This window comes from Nitrospira sp., assembly GCA_035968315.1.
Taxonomy (GTDB): Bacteria; Nitrospirota; Nitrospiria; order Nitrospirales; family Nitrospiraceae; genus Nitrospira_D.
Genome location: JAVYIN010000006.1, coordinates 91,985 through 111,569, shown reverse-complemented (window position 1 = coordinate 111,569; position 19,585 = coordinate 91,985). Strand labels below are relative to the sequence as shown.

Annotated in this window: 19 protein-coding genes; 18 read left to right on the top strand and 1 reads right to left on the bottom strand. The window is 60.4% G+C overall.

What is annotated here, in order from left to right; genetic code table 11:
- Positions 1-2: 2 nt before the first annotated feature.
- Genes RI101_09455 through nuoB form a run of 4 tightly spaced genes read left to right on the top strand, consistent with a single transcriptional unit; the run spans position 3 to position 4,308 of the window.
- Complete coding sequence (locus tag RI101_09455) at positions 3-671, top strand: hydrogenase (GenBank protein MEC4890270.1); 669 nt, start codon at positions 3-5, stop codon at positions 669-671.
- Entirely contained in the window at positions 668-2,182 is a 1,515-nt protein-coding gene (locus RI101_09450) for a hydrogenase 4 subunit F (GenBank protein MEC4890269.1), read from the top strand. Before RI101_09455 ends, RI101_09450 begins: the two co-directional genes overlap by 4 nt.
- Before the next feature lie 15 nt (positions 2,183-2,197).
- Complete coding sequence (locus tag RI101_09445; GenBank protein ID MEC4890268.1) at positions 2,198-3,784, top strand: NADH-quinone oxidoreductase subunit C; 1,587 nt, start codon at positions 2,198-2,200, stop codon at positions 3,782-3,784.
- A gap of 14 nt (positions 3,785-3,798) precedes the next feature.
- The gene (gene nuoB / locus RI101_09440; GenBank protein MEC4890267.1) at positions 3,799-4,308 is read left to right on the top strand and encodes an NADH-quinone oxidoreductase subunit NuoB; all 510 of its coding nucleotides are present in this window, start codon (positions 3,799-3,801) and stop codon (positions 4,306-4,308) included.
- Positions 4,309-4,379: 71 nt separating this feature from the next.
- Here nuoB and RI101_09435 read toward each other — a convergent pair whose 3' ends face one another.
- The gene (locus tag RI101_09435; GenBank protein MEC4890266.1) at positions 4,380-9,008 is read right to left on the bottom strand and encodes a PAS domain S-box protein; all 4,629 of its coding nucleotides are present in this window, start codon (positions 9,006-9,008) and stop codon (positions 4,380-4,382) included.
- A gap of 402 nt (positions 9,009-9,410) precedes the next feature.
- Here RI101_09435 and RI101_09430 point away from each other — a divergent pair, with 402 nt between their 5' ends.
- The 14 genes from RI101_09430 to RI101_09365 all read left to right on the top strand — a co-directional run bounded on the left by RI101_09430 (position 9,411) and on the right by RI101_09365 (position 19,507).
- Complete coding sequence (locus RI101_09430; GenBank protein MEC4890265.1) at positions 9,411-9,722, top strand: YtxH domain-containing protein; 312 nt, start codon at positions 9,411-9,413, stop codon at positions 9,720-9,722.
- A 9-nt stretch (positions 9,723-9,731) separates the two neighbouring features.
- Complete coding sequence (locus RI101_09425) at positions 9,732-10,631, top strand: 2-oxoacid:acceptor oxidoreductase family protein (GenBank protein MEC4890264.1); 900 nt, start codon at positions 9,732-9,734, stop codon at positions 10,629-10,631.
- Between the two features lie 119 nt (positions 10,632-10,750).
- Complete coding sequence (locus RI101_09420) at positions 10,751-11,995, top strand: pyruvate synthase (protein ID MEC4890263.1); 1,245 nt, start codon at positions 10,751-10,753, stop codon at positions 11,993-11,995.
- An 8-nt stretch (positions 11,996-12,003) separates the two neighbouring features.
- Complete coding sequence (locus RI101_09415) at positions 12,004-12,951, top strand: thiamine pyrophosphate-dependent enzyme (GenBank protein MEC4890262.1); 948 nt, start codon at positions 12,004-12,006, stop codon at positions 12,949-12,951.
- Positions 12,952-13,033: 82 nt separating this feature from the next.
- The gene (locus tag RI101_09410) at positions 13,034-13,504 is read left to right on the top strand and encodes a hypothetical protein (GenBank protein MEC4890261.1); all 471 of its coding nucleotides are present in this window, start codon (positions 13,034-13,036) and stop codon (positions 13,502-13,504) included.
- Between the two features lie 25 nt (positions 13,505-13,529).
- The gene (locus RI101_09405; protein MEC4890260.1) at positions 13,530-14,009 is read left to right on the top strand and encodes a hemerythrin domain-containing protein; all 480 of its coding nucleotides are present in this window, start codon (positions 13,530-13,532) and stop codon (positions 14,007-14,009) included.
- A 25-nt stretch (positions 14,010-14,034) separates the two neighbouring features.
- Positions 14,035-14,496: a c-type cytochrome gene (locus tag RI101_09400; GenBank protein MEC4890259.1), complete on the top strand. Its 462-nt coding sequence runs from the start codon at positions 14,035-14,037 to the stop codon at positions 14,494-14,496.
- A 67-nt stretch (positions 14,497-14,563) separates the two neighbouring features.
- Positions 14,564-15,136, top strand: a complete 573-nt coding sequence (locus RI101_09395) for a hypothetical protein (protein MEC4890258.1) — start codon at positions 14,564-14,566, stop codon at positions 15,134-15,136.
- 83 nt (positions 15,137-15,219) lie between these two features.
- Positions 15,220-15,600, top strand: coding sequence for a cytochrome c (locus RI101_09390; protein ID MEC4890257.1), 381 nt, complete (start codon positions 15,220-15,222; stop codon positions 15,598-15,600).
- 57 nt (positions 15,601-15,657) lie between these two features.
- Positions 15,658-16,095, top strand: coding sequence for a DUF2703 domain-containing protein (locus RI101_09385; GenBank protein MEC4890256.1), 438 nt, complete (start codon positions 15,658-15,660; stop codon positions 16,093-16,095).
- 118 nt (positions 16,096-16,213) lie between these two features.
- Positions 16,214-16,507 (top strand): BrnT family toxin, encoded by a 294-nt coding sequence (locus RI101_09380; protein MEC4890255.1) that lies wholly within the window; start codon positions 16,214-16,216, stop codon positions 16,505-16,507.
- Positions 16,504-16,722 (top strand): BrnA antitoxin family protein, encoded by a 219-nt coding sequence (locus RI101_09375; GenBank protein ID MEC4890254.1) that lies wholly within the window; start codon positions 16,504-16,506, stop codon positions 16,720-16,722. The genes RI101_09380 and RI101_09375 overlap by 4 nt, the downstream gene beginning before the upstream one ends.
- A gap of 383 nt (positions 16,723-17,105) precedes the next feature.
- Positions 17,106-18,554 (top strand): Eco57I restriction-modification methylase domain-containing protein, encoded by a 1,449-nt coding sequence (locus tag RI101_09370; protein ID MEC4890253.1) that lies wholly within the window; start codon positions 17,106-17,108, stop codon positions 18,552-18,554.
- The gene (locus RI101_09365) at positions 18,551-19,507 is read left to right on the top strand and encodes a BsuBI/PstI family type II restriction endonuclease (GenBank protein ID MEC4890252.1); all 957 of its coding nucleotides are present in this window, start codon (positions 18,551-18,553) and stop codon (positions 19,505-19,507) included. The genes RI101_09370 and RI101_09365 overlap by 4 nt, the downstream gene beginning before the upstream one ends.
- The last annotated feature ends 78 nt before the right edge of the window (positions 19,508-19,585 follow it).

The window sequence follows — 19,585 nt, the reverse complement described above, 5'->3', positions numbered from 1 at the left end:
CGGTGTCCTGGTTGACTCCCCATATCAGCGCTCAACTGGTGGATCTGGGTTCGGCGATGCTCCTCCTCACCTGCTTCGCCATTGTGGCCCAACGCCGGCTCTCGGCCTGCGTGGATCTCTTTGCGCTGCAATCGTTGTTTCTGGCCATGACCGCGGCATTGGTGGCCTTTCTTACCGGCGCGAGGCACATTTACGTTGCGGCCGTCCTGACCGTGGTGGTCAAGGTGATCGTGATCCCTCGCGTCCTGCGGCGCGTGATCGAGCGGCTCAACGTCACCCGCGAACTGGTCATGAACGTCAATGTGCCGGCAAGCCTGCTCATCTGCGGTGTGCTGGTGATGATCGCCTTTTTCATCACGCAGCCCATCATCCCGTTTGGACACCTCTTGACCCGTGACTCCCTGGCCATTGCCCTGGCCATCGTCCTGATCGGCTTCTTCACCATGATCGCACGGCAAAAGGCCGTCACCCAGATGATCGCCTTCCTCGTCATGGAGAATGGCCTCTTCTTGGGGGCGACCGCCGCGACCTACGGCATGCCGTTGATCGTGGAACTGGGCGTGTTCTTCGACGTGTTGGTCGCCGCCTTGATCGCCGGCATCTATACCAATCGGTTGCAAGACGCGTTCGACAGCGTGGACACCACCCGTCTCAGCGAGTTGAAGGAATGACCGGGGATACCGCCACACTCGCCGTCAGCCTGCTCCTCATCGCGCCGCTGGTGGCCGGCGGGCTGAGTCTGCTCATTTCCTCGTCGCGCCGGCTTCACCTCGTCAACCTCACGAGCATGGGCGCTCTGGTCCTGGCTGAGTGCGCGATCGGGCGAATCGTCTTGGCGCAGGGCTCGCTCACCGCCCTCGGCGAGATCGTCTATATCGATGCCCTCTCTTCGGTGATTTTGTTCATTATCGGCCTCGTCGGCCTCGCCTGTTCGTTGTATATGCGCTCCTACATGGACGATCAGGTGGCGCGCGGCGTGATTGCGCCCAACCGGCTCAATCTGTTCTTTTTCCTCTTCCATATGTTTCTCTTCGCCATGGTTCTGGCAACCGCCGCCAACAGCCTCGGCGTGCAATGGGTGGCGATCGAAGCGACGACCCTGGCCACGACGTTTCTCATTGCGTTCTGGCGCCGGCGCGAGTCACTGGAGGCCGGATGGAAATATTTGATTCTCTGTTCCGTCGGCATCTCGCTGGCGCTGTTCGGCGTGGTGCTGATGTACTATTCCTCTCTGCGCGTCTTAGGCGACGTCAGTTCAGCGCTGAACATCACTCAGCTTCAGCAGGTGGCCGCGCAACTGGATCCTCACATATTGAAACTGGCGTTCGTCTTCCTGTTTGTCGGATACGGCACCAAGGTCGGGCTCGTGCCCATGCATAGCTGGCTGCCCGATGCCTACACGGAAGCGCCCGCCCCGGTTGCGGCGATGCTGGCGGGCGTCCTGGAAACGGTCGCGGTCTATGCGATTCTGCGGAGCAGGGGGATTGTCGATCAGGCGGTCTCTCCCGAATTCACCGGCGGCTTGCTGGCGTTGTTCGGACTCGTGTCCTTTGCCATCGCCGCGTTCTTTATGCTCCTGCAGCACAACTACAAGCGGATGCTGGCCTATTCCAGCATTGAACACATGGGGCTGGCGATGGTGGGATTCGGCGTCGGCGGTCCCCTCGGCACCTTCGGCGGGCTGTTCCATCTGGTGAATCATGCCTGCGCGAAGTCCCTGGCGTTCTTTGCGGCCGGCAACATTCACCGGCGGTATAAATCGGTGGAGATCGGCGAAGTGCGGGGGCTGGTCACGGCCCTGCCCGGATCTGCGCTGGCGCTGCTTGTCGCCGGATTGGCCTTGGCGGCATTGCCGCCGTTTTCGCTTTTTGCCAGCGAGATGCAGATTGTCACCGCGCTCGGGACAGCCGGGCTGCCGGGAGAGTGGGGGCAGCCGGGAACGAAAGGTCTGGTGGTGATCCTGCTGCTCTGTGGCCTGGTGGCCTTCGCCGGTTTGCTGTTTCGAATTACCGGCATGGTCTGGGGAACGGCCCCGCAAGGGGTCGTGCAGGGAGAGCCATGGTCTGCGGGGCACCTGGCGCTCATCCTGCTGGCGGCGGTACTCGTAGGGTTCTGTTGGGTGCTGCCGCTTCCGTTGCACCAGCTTCTCGAAACCGCCTCTGCCATGTTGGTGGCGCGCTAGAATTGGGAGGCCGCGATGCCGGATCGTCCATCGGTTGAACAGCTGGTTCATGAAACGTTTCCCGGCCTAAGGCCGGACGCGTCAGCCGGCGGCGATCTGCTGCGATATCGCCCGGACCAGGCGCAGCTGCCGGGACTCGTCCGATTGCTCCATCAGACCTTGCACTGCCGCCTTGCGCTGTTGTTCGCCGTCGCTCACTCCGCCGGATCGGAGACCTATGACATTCAGTATCTGTTCGCGCAGGAATCCCGCCAGCCCTGGATTCTGCTGACACTGGAGCTCACCGGGCAGGAGCGTCTGTTTCCGTCGATCACGCCCTCTGTGCATGCGGCGCAGTGGTACGAACGGGAAATCCGGGATCTGTTCGGCCTCATCCCGCACGGGCACCCGGATCTCCGCCGCTTGATCCGGCACGAGCATTGGCCAAAGGGCGCGCACCCGCTGAAAAAAGACTTTGCCTGGGATGCCGTCATGGGGCGGCAGCAGGGGGAATATCGGTTTCGCCGTATCGACGGCGAAGGCGTGTTTGAAATTCCGGTCGGGCCGATCCATGCCGGCATCATTGAGCCGGGACACTTCCGCTTTTCTGTCGCCGGCGAACCGATTCTGCAACTCGAAGTGCGCCACTTCTGGAAACACCGAGGGGGCGAAAAGCTTTTTGAACAACAGCGGCTGACGGCCGCTGTGCCGCTGGCCGAGCGCATCTCGGGAGATACCACCGTGGGGCATGGCCTTGCCTATTGCCAGGCGGTCGAGACGCTGATGCAGCTCACCGCGCCGCGCCGCGCGCGTTATCTGCGCTCGTTCTTTCTGGAGTTGGAGCGGTTGCACAATCATCTCGGCGACGTCGGCGCCATCTGTAACGATACGGCCTATGCGCTGCCCCATGCCCACTGCAGCCGTATGAAAGAACGCGTCATGCAGCTCAATGACCGGCTGGCCGGATCGCGATTCCTGCGCGGCGTTCTCTGTGTCGGCGGGGTGGCCCAGGATGTTGAGCGAACGCTGCTCGCGGACACGGTGGACGAGGTGAGCCGGATCGAACAGGACTTTTCCGAGCTTGAGGCGATAATCGCTGCGAATGCCTCGCTCACGGATCGTCTGGAAACCACCGGGGTGCTGACGGAACGCATTGCCTGGGATCATGGGGTTGTCGGCGTGGTGGGCCGGGCCTCGGGGCTCGATCAGGATGTCCGCCGCGACCGGCCGTTTGCGGCCTACGACGAATTGCCCGTCAACGTTGCGTGCTACCGATACGGAGATGTCCGGGCGCGTGTGCGCGTGCGCATGGATGAGATCCACGAATCGATCCGCCTGATCCGCGAGATTTGCCGAACGATCCCGGACGGCCCGCTCACTGCTGCGCCGAATCACTCGCCGCGTGCTGGCGAATGGGCCATCTCGGCCGTGGAAGGGTGGCGGGGAGAAATTCTCTCCTTCGTGATGGCCGGGGAAGACGGAGGGATTCATCGCTGCAAGGTACGGGACCCGTCATTCGCGAACTGGCCCGCCATCCAGTGGGCGGTGGTGGGAAACATCATTCCCGATTTTCCGCTCATCAACAAAAGCTTCAATCTCTCGTATGCCGGTAACGATTTGTAACCGGGAGGCGCATCATGTTTCGTATCCTCAAAAAGAGTCTGAAGACGGGAATCGTGACAGGCCGGCATCCGGAGCCCACTGAGGCCATTGCTCCGCCAACACCGGAGTGCCGCGCAAAAGCCCTGCCGTTCAGAAAGTCGCTGGCCATCCGTGAAGTGGACACCGGCTCATGCAACGCCTGCGAGATGGAGCTGAATGCCTTGATGAATCCCGTCTATGACGCCGAGCGGACCGGGCTGCATATCGCCGCGTCTCCGCGCCACGCCGATGCGCTCGTGGTGACGGGTCCCGTTACCGTCAACATGGAGAAGGCCCTGAAGGATGTCTATAGGCAGACGCCGGATCCGAAGCTGGTGATTGCCCTCGGCGACTGCGCCATTCACTGCGGGATATTCAAAGGGAGCTATGCCGTGAGCGGCCCTGTGGAGCGCCACATCCCTGTTGATCTCCGCATTCCCGGTTGTCCGCCGCGCCCGGCAGAGATTCTCAGGACTCTTTCAGAATTGCGCCAGGATGAAGTGTAGCTGTACTTCAATAGGCGGCTAGCGATCTGCTTCGCCATGCCGCGCGGGCGGAACATGGCCGGTGGGAATGGCTAGGCTGCCGGCGGGCGGTCGAGGAGGCGAGACAAGACGGTGCCCAATTCCTGCAACATGGTGGGTTTGTAAATAATCTCTTTGACCTGGGCGTCAAGGGCCGCGGCCTGGTCTTCCGGCGTCAGATACCCCGAGACCAGCACCACAGGCAACGTGCGGCGAATCTGTGCCAGTTCCCGCGCCACATCGAGGCCGGACCGTTCCGGCATATTGTAATCCGTTACCACGGCATCGAATCCGTCCGGGTCGGCGCGCACCAGCGCCAGCGCCTCGGCCGGTTTGGTGCAGCCGGTGATCCGGTAGCCCAGCGGTTCAAACAGCGCCCGCACCAGTTCCACCAGCATCTCCTCGTCATCCAGATACAGCACGCGGCAGGGGCGCTGGGGCATGTTTGTCTGCGGAGTGGTGCGGGGTTCACTCGCCTGGGCCGGCGCCTCTGCCGCGGGAAAGTAGAGATGGAAGGCCGTGCCCTGGCCGGGGGCGCTTTCCACGAGGACCGCGCCGTGATGGCCCTCCATGATTCCGTGGACGACGCTCAATCCGAGGCCCGTGCCTTGCCCGAGCGGCTTGGTAGTAAAAAAAGGATCGAAGATGCGCGCCAGGGTCTCCGGCGGCATGCCGCAGCCAGTGTCGCGCACCGAGAGCCGGGCATAGTGTCCCGGCAGCACCGTCGCATGCAGGCTGTGGAGGGGCTCCGACAGGGTCACGGGAGCGAGGGCCACGGTGATGCGGCCAGGCTGGTCTTCCAGTGCATGCCAAGCGTTGGTGCAGAGGTTCATCAGCACTTGATGGAGCTGCGTCGTATTGGCCAGTACGTGCGGGGTATCGGCCTCGCAGGTGGCGGTCAGCTCGATGCCCGCGGGCAAGGTGGCCCGCAGCAGGGTGACGGCTTCCTGAACGACGGGGGCCAGTGTCAGGACCGATCGCGAGACATCCTGCCGGCGGGTAAAGGTGAGAATTTGCTGCACGACGTGGGAGGCCCGCTGCCCGGCTTCGAGAATCCGCGCCAGGTTCTGTTTGGCGGGATGCTCGGCCTCGCTCTTGAGAAGGGCGATTTCGGCATTGCCGAGAATGGCGGTGAGGATGTTATTGAAGTCGTGGGCGACGCCGCCGGCCAGCTGGCCGAGGGCCTCCATCTTCTGCATTTGCTGGATCTGGTCCTGCGAGTCTTTTAGCGCCGCTTCCGCCTGTTTGCGCGCGGTAATGTCGCGGATGGTGGCCACGACCATCCGGCCCTCTTCCGTGTCGATGGGGCTGAGGCCGATGTCAACGGGGAAGACCGTGCCGTCTTTTCTTTGCGCCTGCAAGTCTGGCCGTCCTGCCCCCATCAGGCGCGGGGTGGCGGTGGCGAGAAACCGTTCCCGGAGTCCGATGTGCCCATGGCGGCCTGATTCCGGCATCAGCCGTTCCACCGGCAGGGCGGTCAGCTCCTCTTGGCGATAGCCGAACAGCGTTTCCGCTTGCCGGTTGGCGAGCGTGATGAGCCCCTGCTGATTCACCATGATGACGGCATCCGGCGAGAATTCGAACAGGTCGTGGAATTTCGCTTCCGTGCGCTGGCGTTCCAACTCCACGGCTGCGGACACGGCGAACAGCCGGAGGAGATCCTCCACCTGCTTCGTGTTGCGCAGGGGGGCGCGGCCCATGATGCCCACATGGCCAATGGGGCGGCCGTTCGTGTCGAAGAGCGGGACCGCCGCATAGCTGGCGATGCCCAGGTCCGTGAGCATTTGGTCTTGCGGGAACAGATGCTGCACTCCGTCCGGGAAAATGGCCGTGTGCTTGCCGATGACTTGTTCGCAGGGCGTGTGGCGCAGATCGTACTCCATTGGCGGCTGCATCTGCCCATCGATGGAAAAGCCGATCGTCCGGATGCACGGCGCATCCGTGGGCAGGAGTTTGCCCACAAAACCGATCTCCGCTCCGATGGCTTGGGCGATGTGCCTCGCCATGTGTTGAAAGAATTCGTCCAGGCTGAGATGGCCGATTCCCGACGAGAGGAACTGCAACGCGAGTTCGACCTGCTTGCGTTCGGTGATGTTCTCGTGGGAGATGACCACGCCCTGGTGCGCTCCCGTCATGGGGAGCACGGTCATCACAAACCAGCGTTTCGTATCGGGCGCGTCGCAGGTGTATTCCAGGGCATACTTCGCGAGCGATCCGTTTAGGACAGCCTGAATGCCATCCCGCGCTTCCTGCGCGGTCGTATCGTCCTTCGTGGTGGATGCAGGGAGGCAGGCGGCAAGATAATTCGCTCCGACGGAAAGCGAGCCGGCCTTCTCCCCTCCGTTTTCCCGCGCAAAGCGGGTCCAAGATTCGTTGACGGCGATGATGAGGCCCTGTTTGTCAAGCACGGCAATATGGGGCGAGAGGGTGTTTAAGACGGTTTTGGTAAGAGCCTCGCTCTCGCGCAAGGCCTCTTCCGCCCGCTTGCGTTCGGTGATGTCGCGGACAAAGGCATAGTCCAGCTCTTTGCCTTCATGTTCGATGTAGTTGGCTACGACTTCGACCGGATAGATTTCCCCGGACTTGCTGCGGTGTCTGGTTTCGATGCGCAGCTGCTTTTGTTGCGTGAATGTGCTCCAGAACGTCTCCCAGACCGCCGGTGAAAAGTCCGGATCGATGTCCAGCACCGATTTGGTGAGGAGTTCCTGCTTGCTGTAGCCCAGGCGGCGGCAGGCCGATTCGTTGACGTCGAGAAAATAGCTGTCGCTGCCGATGACAAAAATGCAGTCCGTTGCCTGGTCGATGGCGTATTGCGTCGTCCGCAGCCGGCTTTCCGCCTGTTTGCGTTCGGTGATGTCTTGGACCATGGCCAGCAGATGGGAAGGGGCATTGTTATGGTCGCGGATGACGGAGAGCCCCACCTGGGCCCAGACGATGCCGCCATCTTTTCTGACATACCGCTTCTCGAAGACTTGGTGCGCATCCAGGCCGGCCAAGAGCCGGCGAATCCGGTCCATGTTGCCGGGCAGATCCTTGGGATGGGTGAGCGACTGAAAATCTTTGGCAAGCAACTCCTGCTTGGAATAGCCGAGGATGTGGCAGAGCGCCTGGTTCACTTCCTGTAGCCGGCCGTCCAGATCGCAAATGGACATGCCGATGGCGGCATTGTAGTAGGCGGCCCGGAAGCGCTCTTCGCTGGCCCGGAGCGCCTCTTCCGCCTGCTTGCGCGCGGTGATATCGGTCAAGACGCCTTGCCAGCGGGTGGTGCCATCGCTGTCCCGGGTCGGCACCGAATGGCCGCGCAGCCATTTGGTTTCGCCGGAGGGGGTGGTCGCGGGGAATTCGTGGAGCCAGGGCGACAGGCTTTCGAGGGACTGGCTAATGGAGGCTTCCACGGCCGGCAGCGCCTCGGGGAGAATCCGCTGGAAGGCGGCGTCGGCATCGGCCATGCATTCGTCGGGCGAGAGCCCAATTAATTCGGTGATGCCCTGGCTCATGAAGGGAAAAGCGCGCCGGCCGGCGGCATCGATCTGAAATTCGTAGACCGCGCCCGGCACGGTGGCCACCAGATTCCGATGCAGCGCTTCGCTCTCGCGCAGCTTGCCGGTGCGTTCGGTCACGAGGAGTTCGAGATTCTGGTTGACCGCGCGGAGGCGGGTTTCGGCCACTTTGCGCCCGGTGATGTCGCGGAAGATGCCTCGTGTGGCGATTGGCCGGCCATCCTCAACGCGCAGGTCTATCTGGCCTTCCGCAATCACGGTGCGGCCGTCCTTTGTCAGGAAGATCACTTCCATCAACCCGATGTCTTCACCGGCGAGGATGCGCCGCATGAAGTGGCGGCAATGGTCGTGGCCATCGGGATGGAGCACGTCGAAGATGTTCAGCATTTCGACTTCGCCGGATGAATACCCCAGGGTTTCCCGCCAGGCCCGGTTGACGAAGAGGAGCCGCCCGTCCGGCGCGACGCTTTGTATGAGATCGTGGGTGTGTTCAAACAAGTCGATGAGTTGCGTCTCAGCCTGGGTGCGTTCGGCGCTGAGTTCGAACGTACGCACCAGGCTTTTGTTAATGGTCCAGACCAGCCCGGTCATGATCCCCAGGAAGAGAAGGCCTGCGACGCCGATCGCTACGTGGATCGAGTCGCCCATGAGGAGAAATTGGCCGATGATGGGGAGGCAGGCCGGCAGGGCGAAGGCGAGAAAGGTGCGGCGGCTGGCGGCAAAGATGGGCGCGGCGCCGGCGACCATGCCGGTCAGAATCAGGCTGAGGAACGCCTGGTGTTCGACGGAGGCCGGCGTGAAGAGCAGGATGCCGGCGGCACCCCACCCGATGCCGGAGAGCGCCACCCCTGCCAGGTGCCTTGTGTGCCATGTGGGTGGCGCTGTGCCGGCGCCTGCGGTCTTGAATCGGCTGATCAAGAACGCCCGGGGTATGGTCAGCAGGGCCATGCCGTTCCACCAGGCGAGCAGCACGGGGTGAGCGATCAATGACCAGTGCGTAGCGACGAGGACGCTGGCAAATGCCGCGCTGGCGATCAGGCCGCTGGTCGAATTCGCGTAGAGCTGTGTGACGATGTCGCGGGTGATGGCCGATGAAACCGCGTCTCCAGAGGGAGTGGGGCTGTGTCCGTCTGTGGGAGCATTGTGCCGTTCGTCTGGCGGTAGCGTGGCTTCTCTATCCATCGGCTCGTGAATCCAGTGCGACTAGTCGGCTGTCCGGTTGCGACGACGTGGGACATATCGTGGTGTCTTCGATGCGGAGCGGCGCGCTCAGAATCGGGGAGACGCCTCTGGTGTTTGCTTAAGGAGGGGATTTTAGCAGTGGCGGGGCCGATCCACAAATAAATGCTCTGATTCAGAAGTATCTGCAATCCGTTGTGTTGAGGGGGCATCAGGCCTGTTGCCTTTCGCGACAGTGGTCTCGTTCTCGCAGCCCTGGAATGCCCCAGCGCAATCGCTTCTCGCGGCTATCGCCATTCTAAGCTACTGATAAATTGAGACCGTGGAGGCATTGTGCAGGTCTCGTCTGTGGCACGCCCTTCGCTTTTCTTGATGATAGAACGTCGTTGACCAGGAGGGAGAGCTATGGAGAATCAGGACAAAAGTTGTTCGGCGCAAGCCGTCGCGCTCGCGTTTGTAGGCGGTGCCGTTGCAGGAGTGGTGGCCGGTCTTCTGCTTGCCCCCAAATCCGGGCGAGAAACCAGGCAGGATTTGAAGGAGTTCGCCAGGAGGGCGGAGGATGAGGTCTTGGAGAAGGCCAAAGAGGCGCGAGCGGCCCTCGATGAGGTGATCGAGCGGGGCAAGCACTTCATGGCGGAGAAGCAGGCCACGGTCGAAGCGGCCGTGAAGGCCGGCCGAGAGACGATGAAAGAGAAGATGGAAAAGTGCTGTAGCTGAGGAGACGCTGTGATCGCCATCCGCTTCCATGGCCGAGGGGGGCAGGGCGCGAAGACCGCCAGCCGCATTCTGGGCACGGCGGCGTTTCTGGAAGGGTTCGTGGCGCAGGACTCGCCGATTTACGGGGCCGAGCGTCGCGGGGCGCCGGTGGCCGCCTATACGCGGATTGCCAACGAGCCGATTCGCGAGCGGGGCCTGATTGCCAGGCCGGATCTCGTCGTCATTGCCGATGCGTCGCTCATTCGTGATCCATCCGCCCGCGTACTCGAAGGTGTGGAGGAGCGAACGGCCATCTTTGTGAACTCACCGCTCACGGGCGAGCGACTCCGTGCCGAGGTCCCGATTCCGGGCCGGCTCACGACCCTGGATCTGACCGGCATCGCCATGCAGCAGATTGGCAAGCGGGGCGCGATCAGCGCGTTGCTTGGTGCCGTGGCCGGACGGCTGGCCGGGCTGAAACAGGACTCCCTTCGCGAGGCCATCGCACGGGAGCTGGCCGAGCTCGGGCTGGCCGCTGCCGTCATCGAGCGCAATCAAGCTGTGGCATTCCGCTGTTACGAGCTGGTGCAGATCGTGGCTATCGAATCGGCCTCCCGGCAACCGGCGGCGCCGGCCACGCTTCGCACGCCGACGTATGAGCCACCCACCAGGGGAACCGCCAGCATCACGGCCGGTCCCAATTCCGCGATCCGTTCCGTGAGCGGATGGCGGACCTTCCGCCCGGTCCTGCGTCCGGACCTGTGCAACGGGTGCTGGCTCTGCTTTGCCAATTGCCCGGAGGGCGCGATCACGATCAAGCCGGACGGCAAGCCCGCCATCTACTATCCGCACTGCAAAGGCTGCCTCGACTGCGTCGAAGTCTGCCCGACCGATGCCATGACGGTGGCGCGGGAAACGGAAGTCGGATGAAGGGTCTATTGGGTCTGTCTGGTCTATCTAGTCTTTCTGGTATGGCCGAGGACGGCCTAGACCAGATAGACCGAATATACGAGATAGACTAGACAGACCGGACGGACGAGAGAGACCAAATGGACCAGATAGACCAGATGATGATGACCGGCAATCTCGCCGCAGCCTGGGGCGCTCGCCTGGCCGATGTGGATTATGTGCCGGCGTTTCCGATCACCCCCCAAACGGAAATCGTCGAGACGCTGGCGAAGTGGTGCGGCAATGGCGCCGTGAACGCCCGCTTCGTCACACTGGACTCGGAGCATTCGATGATGACGGCCGCGGGCGCCGCGGCGGCGGCCGGCGCGCGCGTGTTCACGGCGACATCGAGCCAGGGGCTCCTGCATGCGTTTGAAGTGCTGTACACCGTTGCCGGCTGGCGGGTGCCGCTGGTGCTGGTCAATGTTTCACGGGCGCTGGCCTCTCCCATCACGCTGGAGCCGGATCACAACGATGTGCTGGCGGCGCGCGATTCCGGGTTTGTGCAGATCCATGCGGAGACCTGCCAGGAGGTCGTGGATTCCATTCTCATGGCCTATCGCATTGCTGAAGATCCGCGCGTGTGTCTGCCGGTCATGGTGAATCTCGATGGGTTTTATCTGTCATTCACCCGCGAGCCGGTGCTCCTGCCGGGCCAGACGATGGCGCACGCCTTCCTGCCTCCGTTCCGTCCCACCCATCTCGGGTTTAAGGCCTCGGCTCCTCAGGCGCTCGGCCCGGCGGTGTTCGGCGGCGCCACCTACAGTTACTTCCGGCATCAAATGCATCTTGCGTCGTTGAATGCCCTGCAAGTTCACGAAGAAGCGGCCGTGGAGTTTGAACGGCTCTGTGGCCGGCGCTATGGCGTCGTGGAGGGGTACCGTCTCGACGACGCGGAGGATGTGCTCATCATGACCAACGCCTTTGCGAGCAAAGGCAAAGCTGCGGTCGATGCCGCCAGGGCGGAGGGCCGGCCTGTGGGCCTGCTGCGGCTGCGCATGATCCGCCCCTGGCCGGCCGAGGCTATTCGTCAGGCCCTGCAAGGCCGCCGGGCCGTCGCCGTCTTGGACCAGAATCTGTCTCCGGGGCAGGGGGGCATTCTCTTTCAGGAGATTGCCACCAGTCTGTATGACGAGGCCCTGCGGCCACGGGCGCTCTGTTCCTTCATCGGCGGCCTCGGCGGAAAGAATATCTCGGAAGGCGAGTTTCGGGCGATCTTCGAGCAGACGGCCGAAGCCGGAGTGCGCGGAAAAGGGATCGGACCGGTTCTGCTGTATACCGAACGTGAATATTGCGAGATCGAGCAGTTGCAGTATCTTGCGCACGATCTCAAGACGGGCAAGTGAGAGACGGCATGGCCTGGGAACCGCACATCTTTACAGACCTGCATCAGATCCCGCGCGAGGAACATGTGTTCCCTGGGACGCCGCTCTGTGCCGGGTGCGGGGGGCTCGAATCCTTGCGGCTGGCGTCCAAAGTGCTCGGCAGCCATGTCGTGTATGTGAACGCGGCAGGCTGCTTCACCAATCTGGCGGCTTTCCCATTTACGCCGCTCGATGCCTCCTGGCTCTACACCACCATGGGCTCGGCGCCGGCCGGCGCGCAAGGCGTGCGGGATGCGCTCGACGTGCTGATCGCCAAAGGCCGCCTGCCGAAAGAGGAGGATGTCAAAGTTGTCGTCCTGGGCGGTGACGGCTCGACCTACGACATGGCGCTCTCCTCGACATCCGGGGCCATCACCAGAAATCTGGACTTCTATTACCTGTGTTATGACAACGAAGCCTACGGCAACACCGGCGTCCAGCTCAGTCCCGCCACCCCCTATGGGGCGCGCACCACGACCTCGCCTTGTGCCGTGCAGCATCCGACCGGCACCGTGCAGGAGAAGAAAGACATCTTTGAGATCTGGCGGGCTCACAAACCGCCGTATCTCGCGACCGTGTCGCCGCGGTTTCCGCTCGACCTCGAAGAAAAATTTGCGCGCGCGGCAGACTATCCGGGGCCGAAATTGTTTCTGGCCTTTGCCGCCTGCCCGACCGGCTGGCTGTTTGATCCGGCCTCTACCCCGGATGTGGCACGGTTGGCCGTCGAGTGCGGGCTCTGGCCGCTCAAGGAGGCGATCAACGGCAACGTGGTCCATACCTACAGGCCCAGGCTGCAGCCGGTGGAAGACTATCTCAAGCTCCAAGGCCGGTTCCGCCATCTCTTCGAGCCGGTGGTGCAGACGGAAGCCATTACCCACATTCAGGCGCGGGTGAATGCCTACTGGCAGCACGTGAATAAGACAGAAGCCGCGCCTTGAGGGAGTTGATGGAATGGATTGGATGAGGTTCAGCATCCTGTTGGGAATGGGCCGTTCATTATGGAGAGGGGAGCAGGTGTGTATGAAAGGTGTCGTTGTGGCCGTGCTGTGCGTTGGGTTTTGGACCGGTTGCACTGAGGTTGAACATCGCCACGGGGAACAGCGGCCCAACCCCTATTTGACGTCCGATACCAGACAGCCTATTCCGCTGCCGCCGCCAGCCGGGAAAGAACATCGCGCGGTGATGTTGCAGCATCTGGAGACGATTCAAGTCATCATGAATGCGCTGGTTGAAGAGGACTATGAATTGGCGAAGGGGCTGACTGAAACGCACTTGGGTTTCTTTATGCATCGCCAGGCGATGGCGAGCCAGCAGCCGGAAAAGTTTCCGCCCGCCTATCACGACTTGGCCATGGCGCATCACGCGGCGGCGGAAGAGTTGGCTCGTATCATGCCCACCAAAGATCTGAAACAAATCTTGCCGCAGTTCAATCACGTGCTGAAGGCCTGCGTGGCCTGTCATCTGGAGTTTAAAGTCACCAGTGGATCGTAACTGGTGAAACGTATAGGAGGAGCCGATGAGTGAGGATCAGACCATCAGTGCATTCTTCGAGCAGGATCACGACCGGTTGGACGAATTGTTCAAGACCTTTCAGAAACTGAAGCGGTCGGACTTTCCCAAGGCGAAGGAGGCCTTTAAAGAGTTCAAGTTTGGTTTGCAGCGGCATATCGTGTGGGAAGAGGATCTGCTCTTTCCTCTCTGGGAAGAGAAAACCGGCATGTCGGAAGGCGGGCCCACGTTTGTGATGCGGAACGAACATCGCCAGATCGGACAGCAGCTCGACGCGATTCATGACAAGGTGGCCGAGCAGAATCCCGAGAGCGATCAGGAGGAACAGGGGTTGTTGAGCCTGCTGGGGGCTCACAATATGAAAGAGGAGCGGGTGCTGTATCCCTCCATCGACCAGGTGACGAGTGCCGAGGAGCGTGCCATCGTGTTTCAGAACATGAAGACCATTCCGGAGGACCGGTACAAGGTCTGTTGCGGACAGCATTGAGGGAGAACGGGAGAAAGGTGAGCCGATGATGAGTGCAAGGCGCGGGACGCTCAGAGGAATTTCCCTTGCCGGTCTGCTGCTCATGGGCTGGGCGGCAATCCAGTTCATGGACCTGTCGGGGATGAATGCCTGGGCCGGCTCCAGGCCCTCGAACAAGAGCGCGAATGTTCAGGGCGATCCCGAGCGGGGCCGCGCCATCTTCAACGGAAAGGGCGTCTGCTCGTACTGCCACGGTGTGGATGGGTATCGGGATCGGATGCCTCAACTCGAAGCCGACACCGCCGCGCTCATCGCGGGACTCGATCCCCCTCCGCCTGACCTCCGGAATCGCAAGACGCTCCGGTTGACCAGCGACAAGGCCCGGTTCAATGCCATCCGCGAAGGCCATCCTGGAACGGGGATGTTTCCGGATACGGCGATGACGGCGCAGGAACTCACGGATACATTGGCTTATCTGGCCGTATTGAGGCAGCACGTGTCGAAATGATCTGGTGCTCTGCGGGCACATGCCGGGGAGCGAGTCGGTTCGGATTTAACCACTGAGGGAGGATGTTATGGACGGCAATTATTCAAGACTTGCGTGTGGCGTGCTGGTGCTCGGTCTGGCCGTCTTGTCCCAGGGATGTCAGGCCTCCGGTCCAGTCTTGTTGCCTGATACCACGGGGACGCATCTGTCCCAAGGAGCTGATCTTCAAGGCGATCCCAAACAGATACAGGCCATCTTCGCGATGTTTGCCAAGGCGGAGGAGGCGGTGCAGCACAAGGATCTGGAGGCCTTAATGTCGCTCTATGCGGACAACTACCAGCATGGCGGGTATAACAAGGACGCCGTACGGGCGGTGTGGAGCGAGTTGTTCGCCCGTCATCGTGATTTTGCGGGAGCCCATATTTTCTCAAAGATCACGGTGGATAGCGGCAAGCCGATTCCACTGGCCCATGTGACTTGCACAGGCGGTCTGTGGGCTGTGTCCGATGAGACGGGGCAACGGGTGAATATCGACAGCTGGTATGGCGAGGTGCATCACGTGACGTTCGACCATGGGGCCTGGCATCTGGCCGGAACGTTTTGGGAAATTCCGCGCGCCAAGGAGTCGCGCCCTGCGTTCCTGCCCCATCCCTTCTTTTAGTCGAACGGCGGGCGGGAATCCGAGACCCGTTCAGTGATGGCGGGGCTCCGGCGTTTCTACGATCACGGGAGGAGAAGATGTCGATGAACCAGCGGTTAATTCGCGGCGCCCTCACTCTGGTTATCCTGGGCGCCGCGAGCCAGATGAACGGCCATCCGGTGCTGGCGAACGACGGTGTTCGACAGAACGCCGAACAGAGTCGTGTAAGCGGGAATGCCGCGGCGCATCCTATGGGCGACGGTACCAGAGGAGAGAAGCTCTACAACGCCAGTTGCGTTGTGTGTCATGGCCCGCAAGCCACCGGCGGCATCGGTCCCCGGTTGACCGGCAATCCCGTGCTTTTCAACGAGCCGGCATTTTGGAAGGTCGTCTACGAAGGGCGGCACGTCATGCCGCCGTTGAAGGGGGCCGTGACCGAGCAGCAGATGGCCGATATCCAGGCCTGGCTAAAGACCTTGCGGTGATTGTGACGGCGCCGCTGTCCGCCGATCAGGCCATAACTTTCAAGGAGGATTATCTGCGTGATATTGCTCCCCATAGTTTGGCAGAGACTTGTGAGCGCAGACGGGAAGACGTGCGATCGCTGCGACGCCACGCACCAGGCAATTGAGCAAGCTGTCAGGATGCTCAAGGAAGCATTGCGCCCCATCGGGATTGAGCCGAGTCTCGAAACCCGAGAGATCGGCGAGCGAGTGTTCAAGGCGAACCCCTCGGAGTCCAACCGCATTTGGATTGCCGGAAGACCCATGGAGGAATGGATTGGCGCGAGCGTCGGCAGCAGCCGCTGCTGTTCCGTCTGCGGGGATTCGGAGTGCAGAACGGTAGAGGTAGGGGCCGCCACATTCGAGGCGATTCCAGAAAAACTCTTTCTCAAAGCGGCGTTGATTGCCGCCGCTCACGTGTTGGATGTTTCAACGGATGCACCATCGCCTGAGAGTGAGCGATGCTGCGAGGCGTGAGCCTGTCTCGCTGAGATGGTATAGAGGCTGCTGCAGAATCGGGATCTGTCCCATGGTTCAAGCACATGCAGCATAGAAGTCTCTTGACGTCTGCCTATTGTGTATGTACGTTGTACGTATGAAAGCGCTTCGATTCGAGTGGGACGCCGCGAAAGAAAAGGCCAATCTCAAAAAGCATGGCATCACCTTCGATGAGGCACGGACGGCATTTTGTGATGAAAGGGCTGTTCAATTCTTTGACCCTGACCACTCGGACGAAGAAGACCGATTTATTTTGCTGGGGATGAGTTTCAAGCTGCGGGTGCTCGTCGTGTGTCATTGCTATCGAGAAAGCGATACTGTTGTAAGGTTATTCTCAGCACGAAAAGCGGATAAAGATGAGGAGCGTGAATATTGGAGGCGAAGACGATGAGAGACCATTACGATTTCTCCAAGATGAAAGGGCGTAAGAACCCGTTTGTCAAATACTTGAAGCAGCCGGTCACGATGCGGCTGGATCGCGATACGGTCGCCTACTTCAAAACTATTGCCGAGGAAATGGGGATTCCGTATCAGAGCTTGATCAATCTCTACCTGCGCGACTGCGTGGTGAATCACCGCAAGCTACAAATGAAGTGGGCGTCTTAAGGACAACGGCCATGCGCAAGAAACGGCTACCGCCTATTCACCCGGCGGTATGGGTTGGCCGCCGCTCGCCGGGAGGGCGGCATGGCGGTGGAGCGTAATGTCGCGGTGCTTGATTTGGCGGGATAGAACGTTCTGGTCGTTTATGTCTGGGTGCGATAAAGGGGACTGCCGCACTCAAATCAATACGGGTTGAATCCTGTTTTTGTTGAACCTCACGCCGGATGCGCCGTTACGTTATTGAACAAGTGTTGGAATCCCAGTAGACTTGCCTTCCATTGGGCCTGTCGGACTGACATGCGGCATTCTACGAGCGGGCACACGGATTTTGAGCTGGCTGCATATCAAGGGGCGAACCGGTGCTTTCAATAATAGACCAGCAAAGAGTGAAGGTATCGAAGAGTACCGAGGCGAAGAGAAAGTCGCAGTTCGGGCAGTTTCTCACGCCCGCGACCATAGCTCAGTTTATGGCGGGCCTGTTTACGCCTATGACCGGAAATGTATGCCGGTTGCTCGATCCAGGAGCGGGCATTGGTTCGCTTTCGAGCGCCTTTCTTGAACAATGCGCTTCTGGCCGGCTGCACTTCGAAAAAATAGAAGCCACGGCGTTTGAATTGGACGCGCTGCTTCACGAAAACCTGCACGGCTCAATGTCCAGTTATGCCGGACGAGTGCCGCTTAAATATGAAGTCCTTGGCGACGACTTTATCGAAGAAGCGGTCAATAGAATTCAGTTTCAATATGGCCACTCTTTTACGCACGCTATTTTAAATCCCCCGTACAAGAAAATTAACAGCAGCTCGCGCCACCGTTCGCTGCTTCGGCAGGTTGAAATTGAGACGGTCAATCTCTATTCGGCTTTTGTTGCACTGGTGCTGGCGCTGATGGATCCAGCCGGACAGGTAGTGGCGATCATCCCGAGGAGCTTCTGCAACGGGCCCTACTACCGCCCCTTTCGCAATTTCATGCTGGAGCGCGCCGCGATCAGGCATGTGCATTTGTTTGAGTCTCGGAAGAACGCGTTCAAGGATGATGATGTGCTGCAAGAGAACGTCATTATCATGCTTGAGGCAGGCGGTCAGCAAGGCGCGGTGACGGTGTCAACTTCGACAGATGACAGCTTTTCAGACCTTTCAGCGCATACGCATCCCTTCGATCGCATTGTATACCCGGGCGACTTGGACCGGTTCATTCATATTCCAACGTCGCCTGGCAGCAACGCCTTTGAACGATCGACGCAAATCCGGTACTCGCTGGAAGATATTGGCATAAAAGTATCGACGGGCCCCGTGGTCGATTTTCGTCTAAAAACGCATCTGCGTGAGATGCCCGATGAAGATACAATTCCCTTGCTCTATCCGGGGCATTTTAGCGGCGCAGCCTTAGAGTGGCCGAAAGCGGGCCTGAAGAAGCCCAACGCCATTCGTCGCAACGATGAAACGGAGAAATGGCTGTTCCCAAACGGACATTATTGCGTGGTGCGCCGTTTTTCATCGAAGGAGGAGAAGCGAAGGATCGTGGCGAGCGTCGTGTGTCCGGACTTGTTTGACGGCGCCGATGCGCTGGGCTTTGAGAATCACCTTAATGTCTTTCACCAGAACAGGCAGGGATTGCCTGGCACGCTTGCTCGTGGGTTGTCCGTCTTTCTCAATGCAACCGCGGTCGATGAACATTTCCGGCGTTTCAATGGCCATACGCAAGTGAATGCCGCTGATCTGAGGGCGATCAAGTATCCAAGCCGCCAGATTCTCATGGCGCTAGGCAAATGGGCGATCGCGTCGGGCGATCTTTCGCAGGGGATGATCGACGAAAAGCTCATGGGGCTTTGCGCATGACCAGGAAGAGCCCGCCTCACATCAAGGATGCCAAAACCATTCTGGCTTCCCTCGGTTTGCCACGCGCGCAGCAGAATGAGCGGTCCGCGTTGTGCTTACTGGCGCTGGTGAACCTCACACCGGGAAAGAAGTGGGCGCAGTCGGAAGACCCGCTTGTCGGGATCACGCCCATCATGGAGTGGGCTCGGCAACACTATAAAAAACGGTATGCCCCCAATACTCGTGAAACCGTGCGCCGTCAGACGATGCACCAATTCGTGGATGCCGGGATTGCACTCTACAATCCGGATCGTCTGGATCGTCCGGTGAACAGTCCGAAGGCGGTTTATAAAATTGAATCTGCGACTCTGCGGCTTCTTCGCAGTTTCGGGACCGGCGCGTGGCACGATAACCTGACCGCCTACCTAGCTCAGCGGGAGACCCTGGCAGCCAAGTACGCCAATGAACGCGAGCAGAATCGCATTCCGGTGCGGGTCGCGCAGGGCAAAACCATTACTCTTAGCCCAGGCGAACATAGCGAATTGATTCGTGCCGTCATTGAGGAGTTTGGGCCTCGCTTTGCGCCGGGCAGCATTCTTGTTTATGCCGGGGACACGGGCGATAAGTGGGGGTATTTCGATGCGGCGCGACTGGCCGAACTTGGTGTTGCGCTGGACTCTCACGGAAAGATGCCCGATGTGGTGCTTCACTTTACCAAACGCAACTGGCTGTTACTGGTGGAGTCCGTGACAAGTCATGGGCCGGTTGACGGCAAGCGACACGCCGAGCTGGCCAAGCTATTTGCTCGATCAAAAGCCGGACTGGTCTATGTAACGGCGTTCCCTAGTCGCATGGTTATGAGCCGGTATCTCGGTGAGATTGCATGGGAAACCGAGGTGTGGGTTGCGGATACGCCGTCGCACCTGATTCATTTCAATGGAGTTCGATTCCTTGGCCCATACTGTGAGTCGTAAGCAGCCAGCTTAACGCTGCGCGTCAGGCGTCTTCTCCAAAAAAAGTTAGATCTGCGGCTCGTGCTCTCCCGTCCATTT

Bases quoted from the DNA above. Each gene is read 5' to 3' on its own strand.
- RI101_09410 (MEC4890261.1), top strand. From the start codon at position 13,034: ATGAAAGGTGTCGTTGTGGCCGTGCTGTGCGTTGGGTTTTGGACCGGT.
- RI101_09420 (MEC4890263.1), top strand. From the start codon at position 10,751: ATGGACCAGATAGACCAGATGATGATGACCGGCAATCTCGCCGCAGCC.
- RI101_09400 (MEC4890259.1), top strand. From the start codon at position 14,035: ATGATGAGTGCAAGGCGCGGGACGCTCAGAGGAATTTCCCTTGCCGGT.
- RI101_09445 (MEC4890268.1), top strand. From the start codon at position 2,198: ATGCCGGATCGTCCATCGGTTGAACAGCTGGTTCATGAAACGTTTCCC.
- RI101_09365 (MEC4890252.1), top strand. From the start codon at position 18,551: ATGACCAGGAAGAGCCCGCCTCACATCAAGGATGCCAAAACCATTCTG.
- RI101_09415 (MEC4890262.1), top strand. From the start codon at position 12,004: ATGGCCTGGGAACCGCACATCTTTACAGACCTGCATCAGATCCCGCGC.
- RI101_09380 (MEC4890255.1), top strand. From the start codon at position 16,214: ATGAAAGCGCTTCGATTCGAGTGGGACGCCGCGAAAGAAAAGGCCAAT.
- nuoB (MEC4890267.1), top strand. From the start codon at position 3,799: ATGTTTCGTATCCTCAAAAAGAGTCTGAAGACGGGAATCGTGACAGGC.
- RI101_09450 (MEC4890269.1), top strand. From the start codon at position 668: ATGACCGGGGATACCGCCACACTCGCCGTCAGCCTGCTCCTCATCGCG.
- RI101_09375 (MEC4890254.1), top strand. From the start codon at position 16,504: ATGAGAGACCATTACGATTTCTCCAAGATGAAAGGGCGTAAGAACCCG.
- RI101_09435 (MEC4890266.1), bottom strand. From the start codon at position 9,008: ATGGATAGAGAAGCCACGCTACCGCCAGACGAACGGCACAATGCTCCC.
- RI101_09430 (MEC4890265.1), top strand. From the start codon at position 9,411: ATGGAGAATCAGGACAAAAGTTGTTCGGCGCAAGCCGTCGCGCTCGCG.
- RI101_09390 (MEC4890257.1), top strand. From the start codon at position 15,220: ATGAACCAGCGGTTAATTCGCGGCGCCCTCACTCTGGTTATCCTGGGC.
- RI101_09405 (MEC4890260.1), top strand. From the start codon at position 13,530: ATGAGTGAGGATCAGACCATCAGTGCATTCTTCGAGCAGGATCACGAC.
- RI101_09395 (MEC4890258.1), top strand. From the start codon at position 14,564: ATGGACGGCAATTATTCAAGACTTGCGTGTGGCGTGCTGGTGCTCGGT.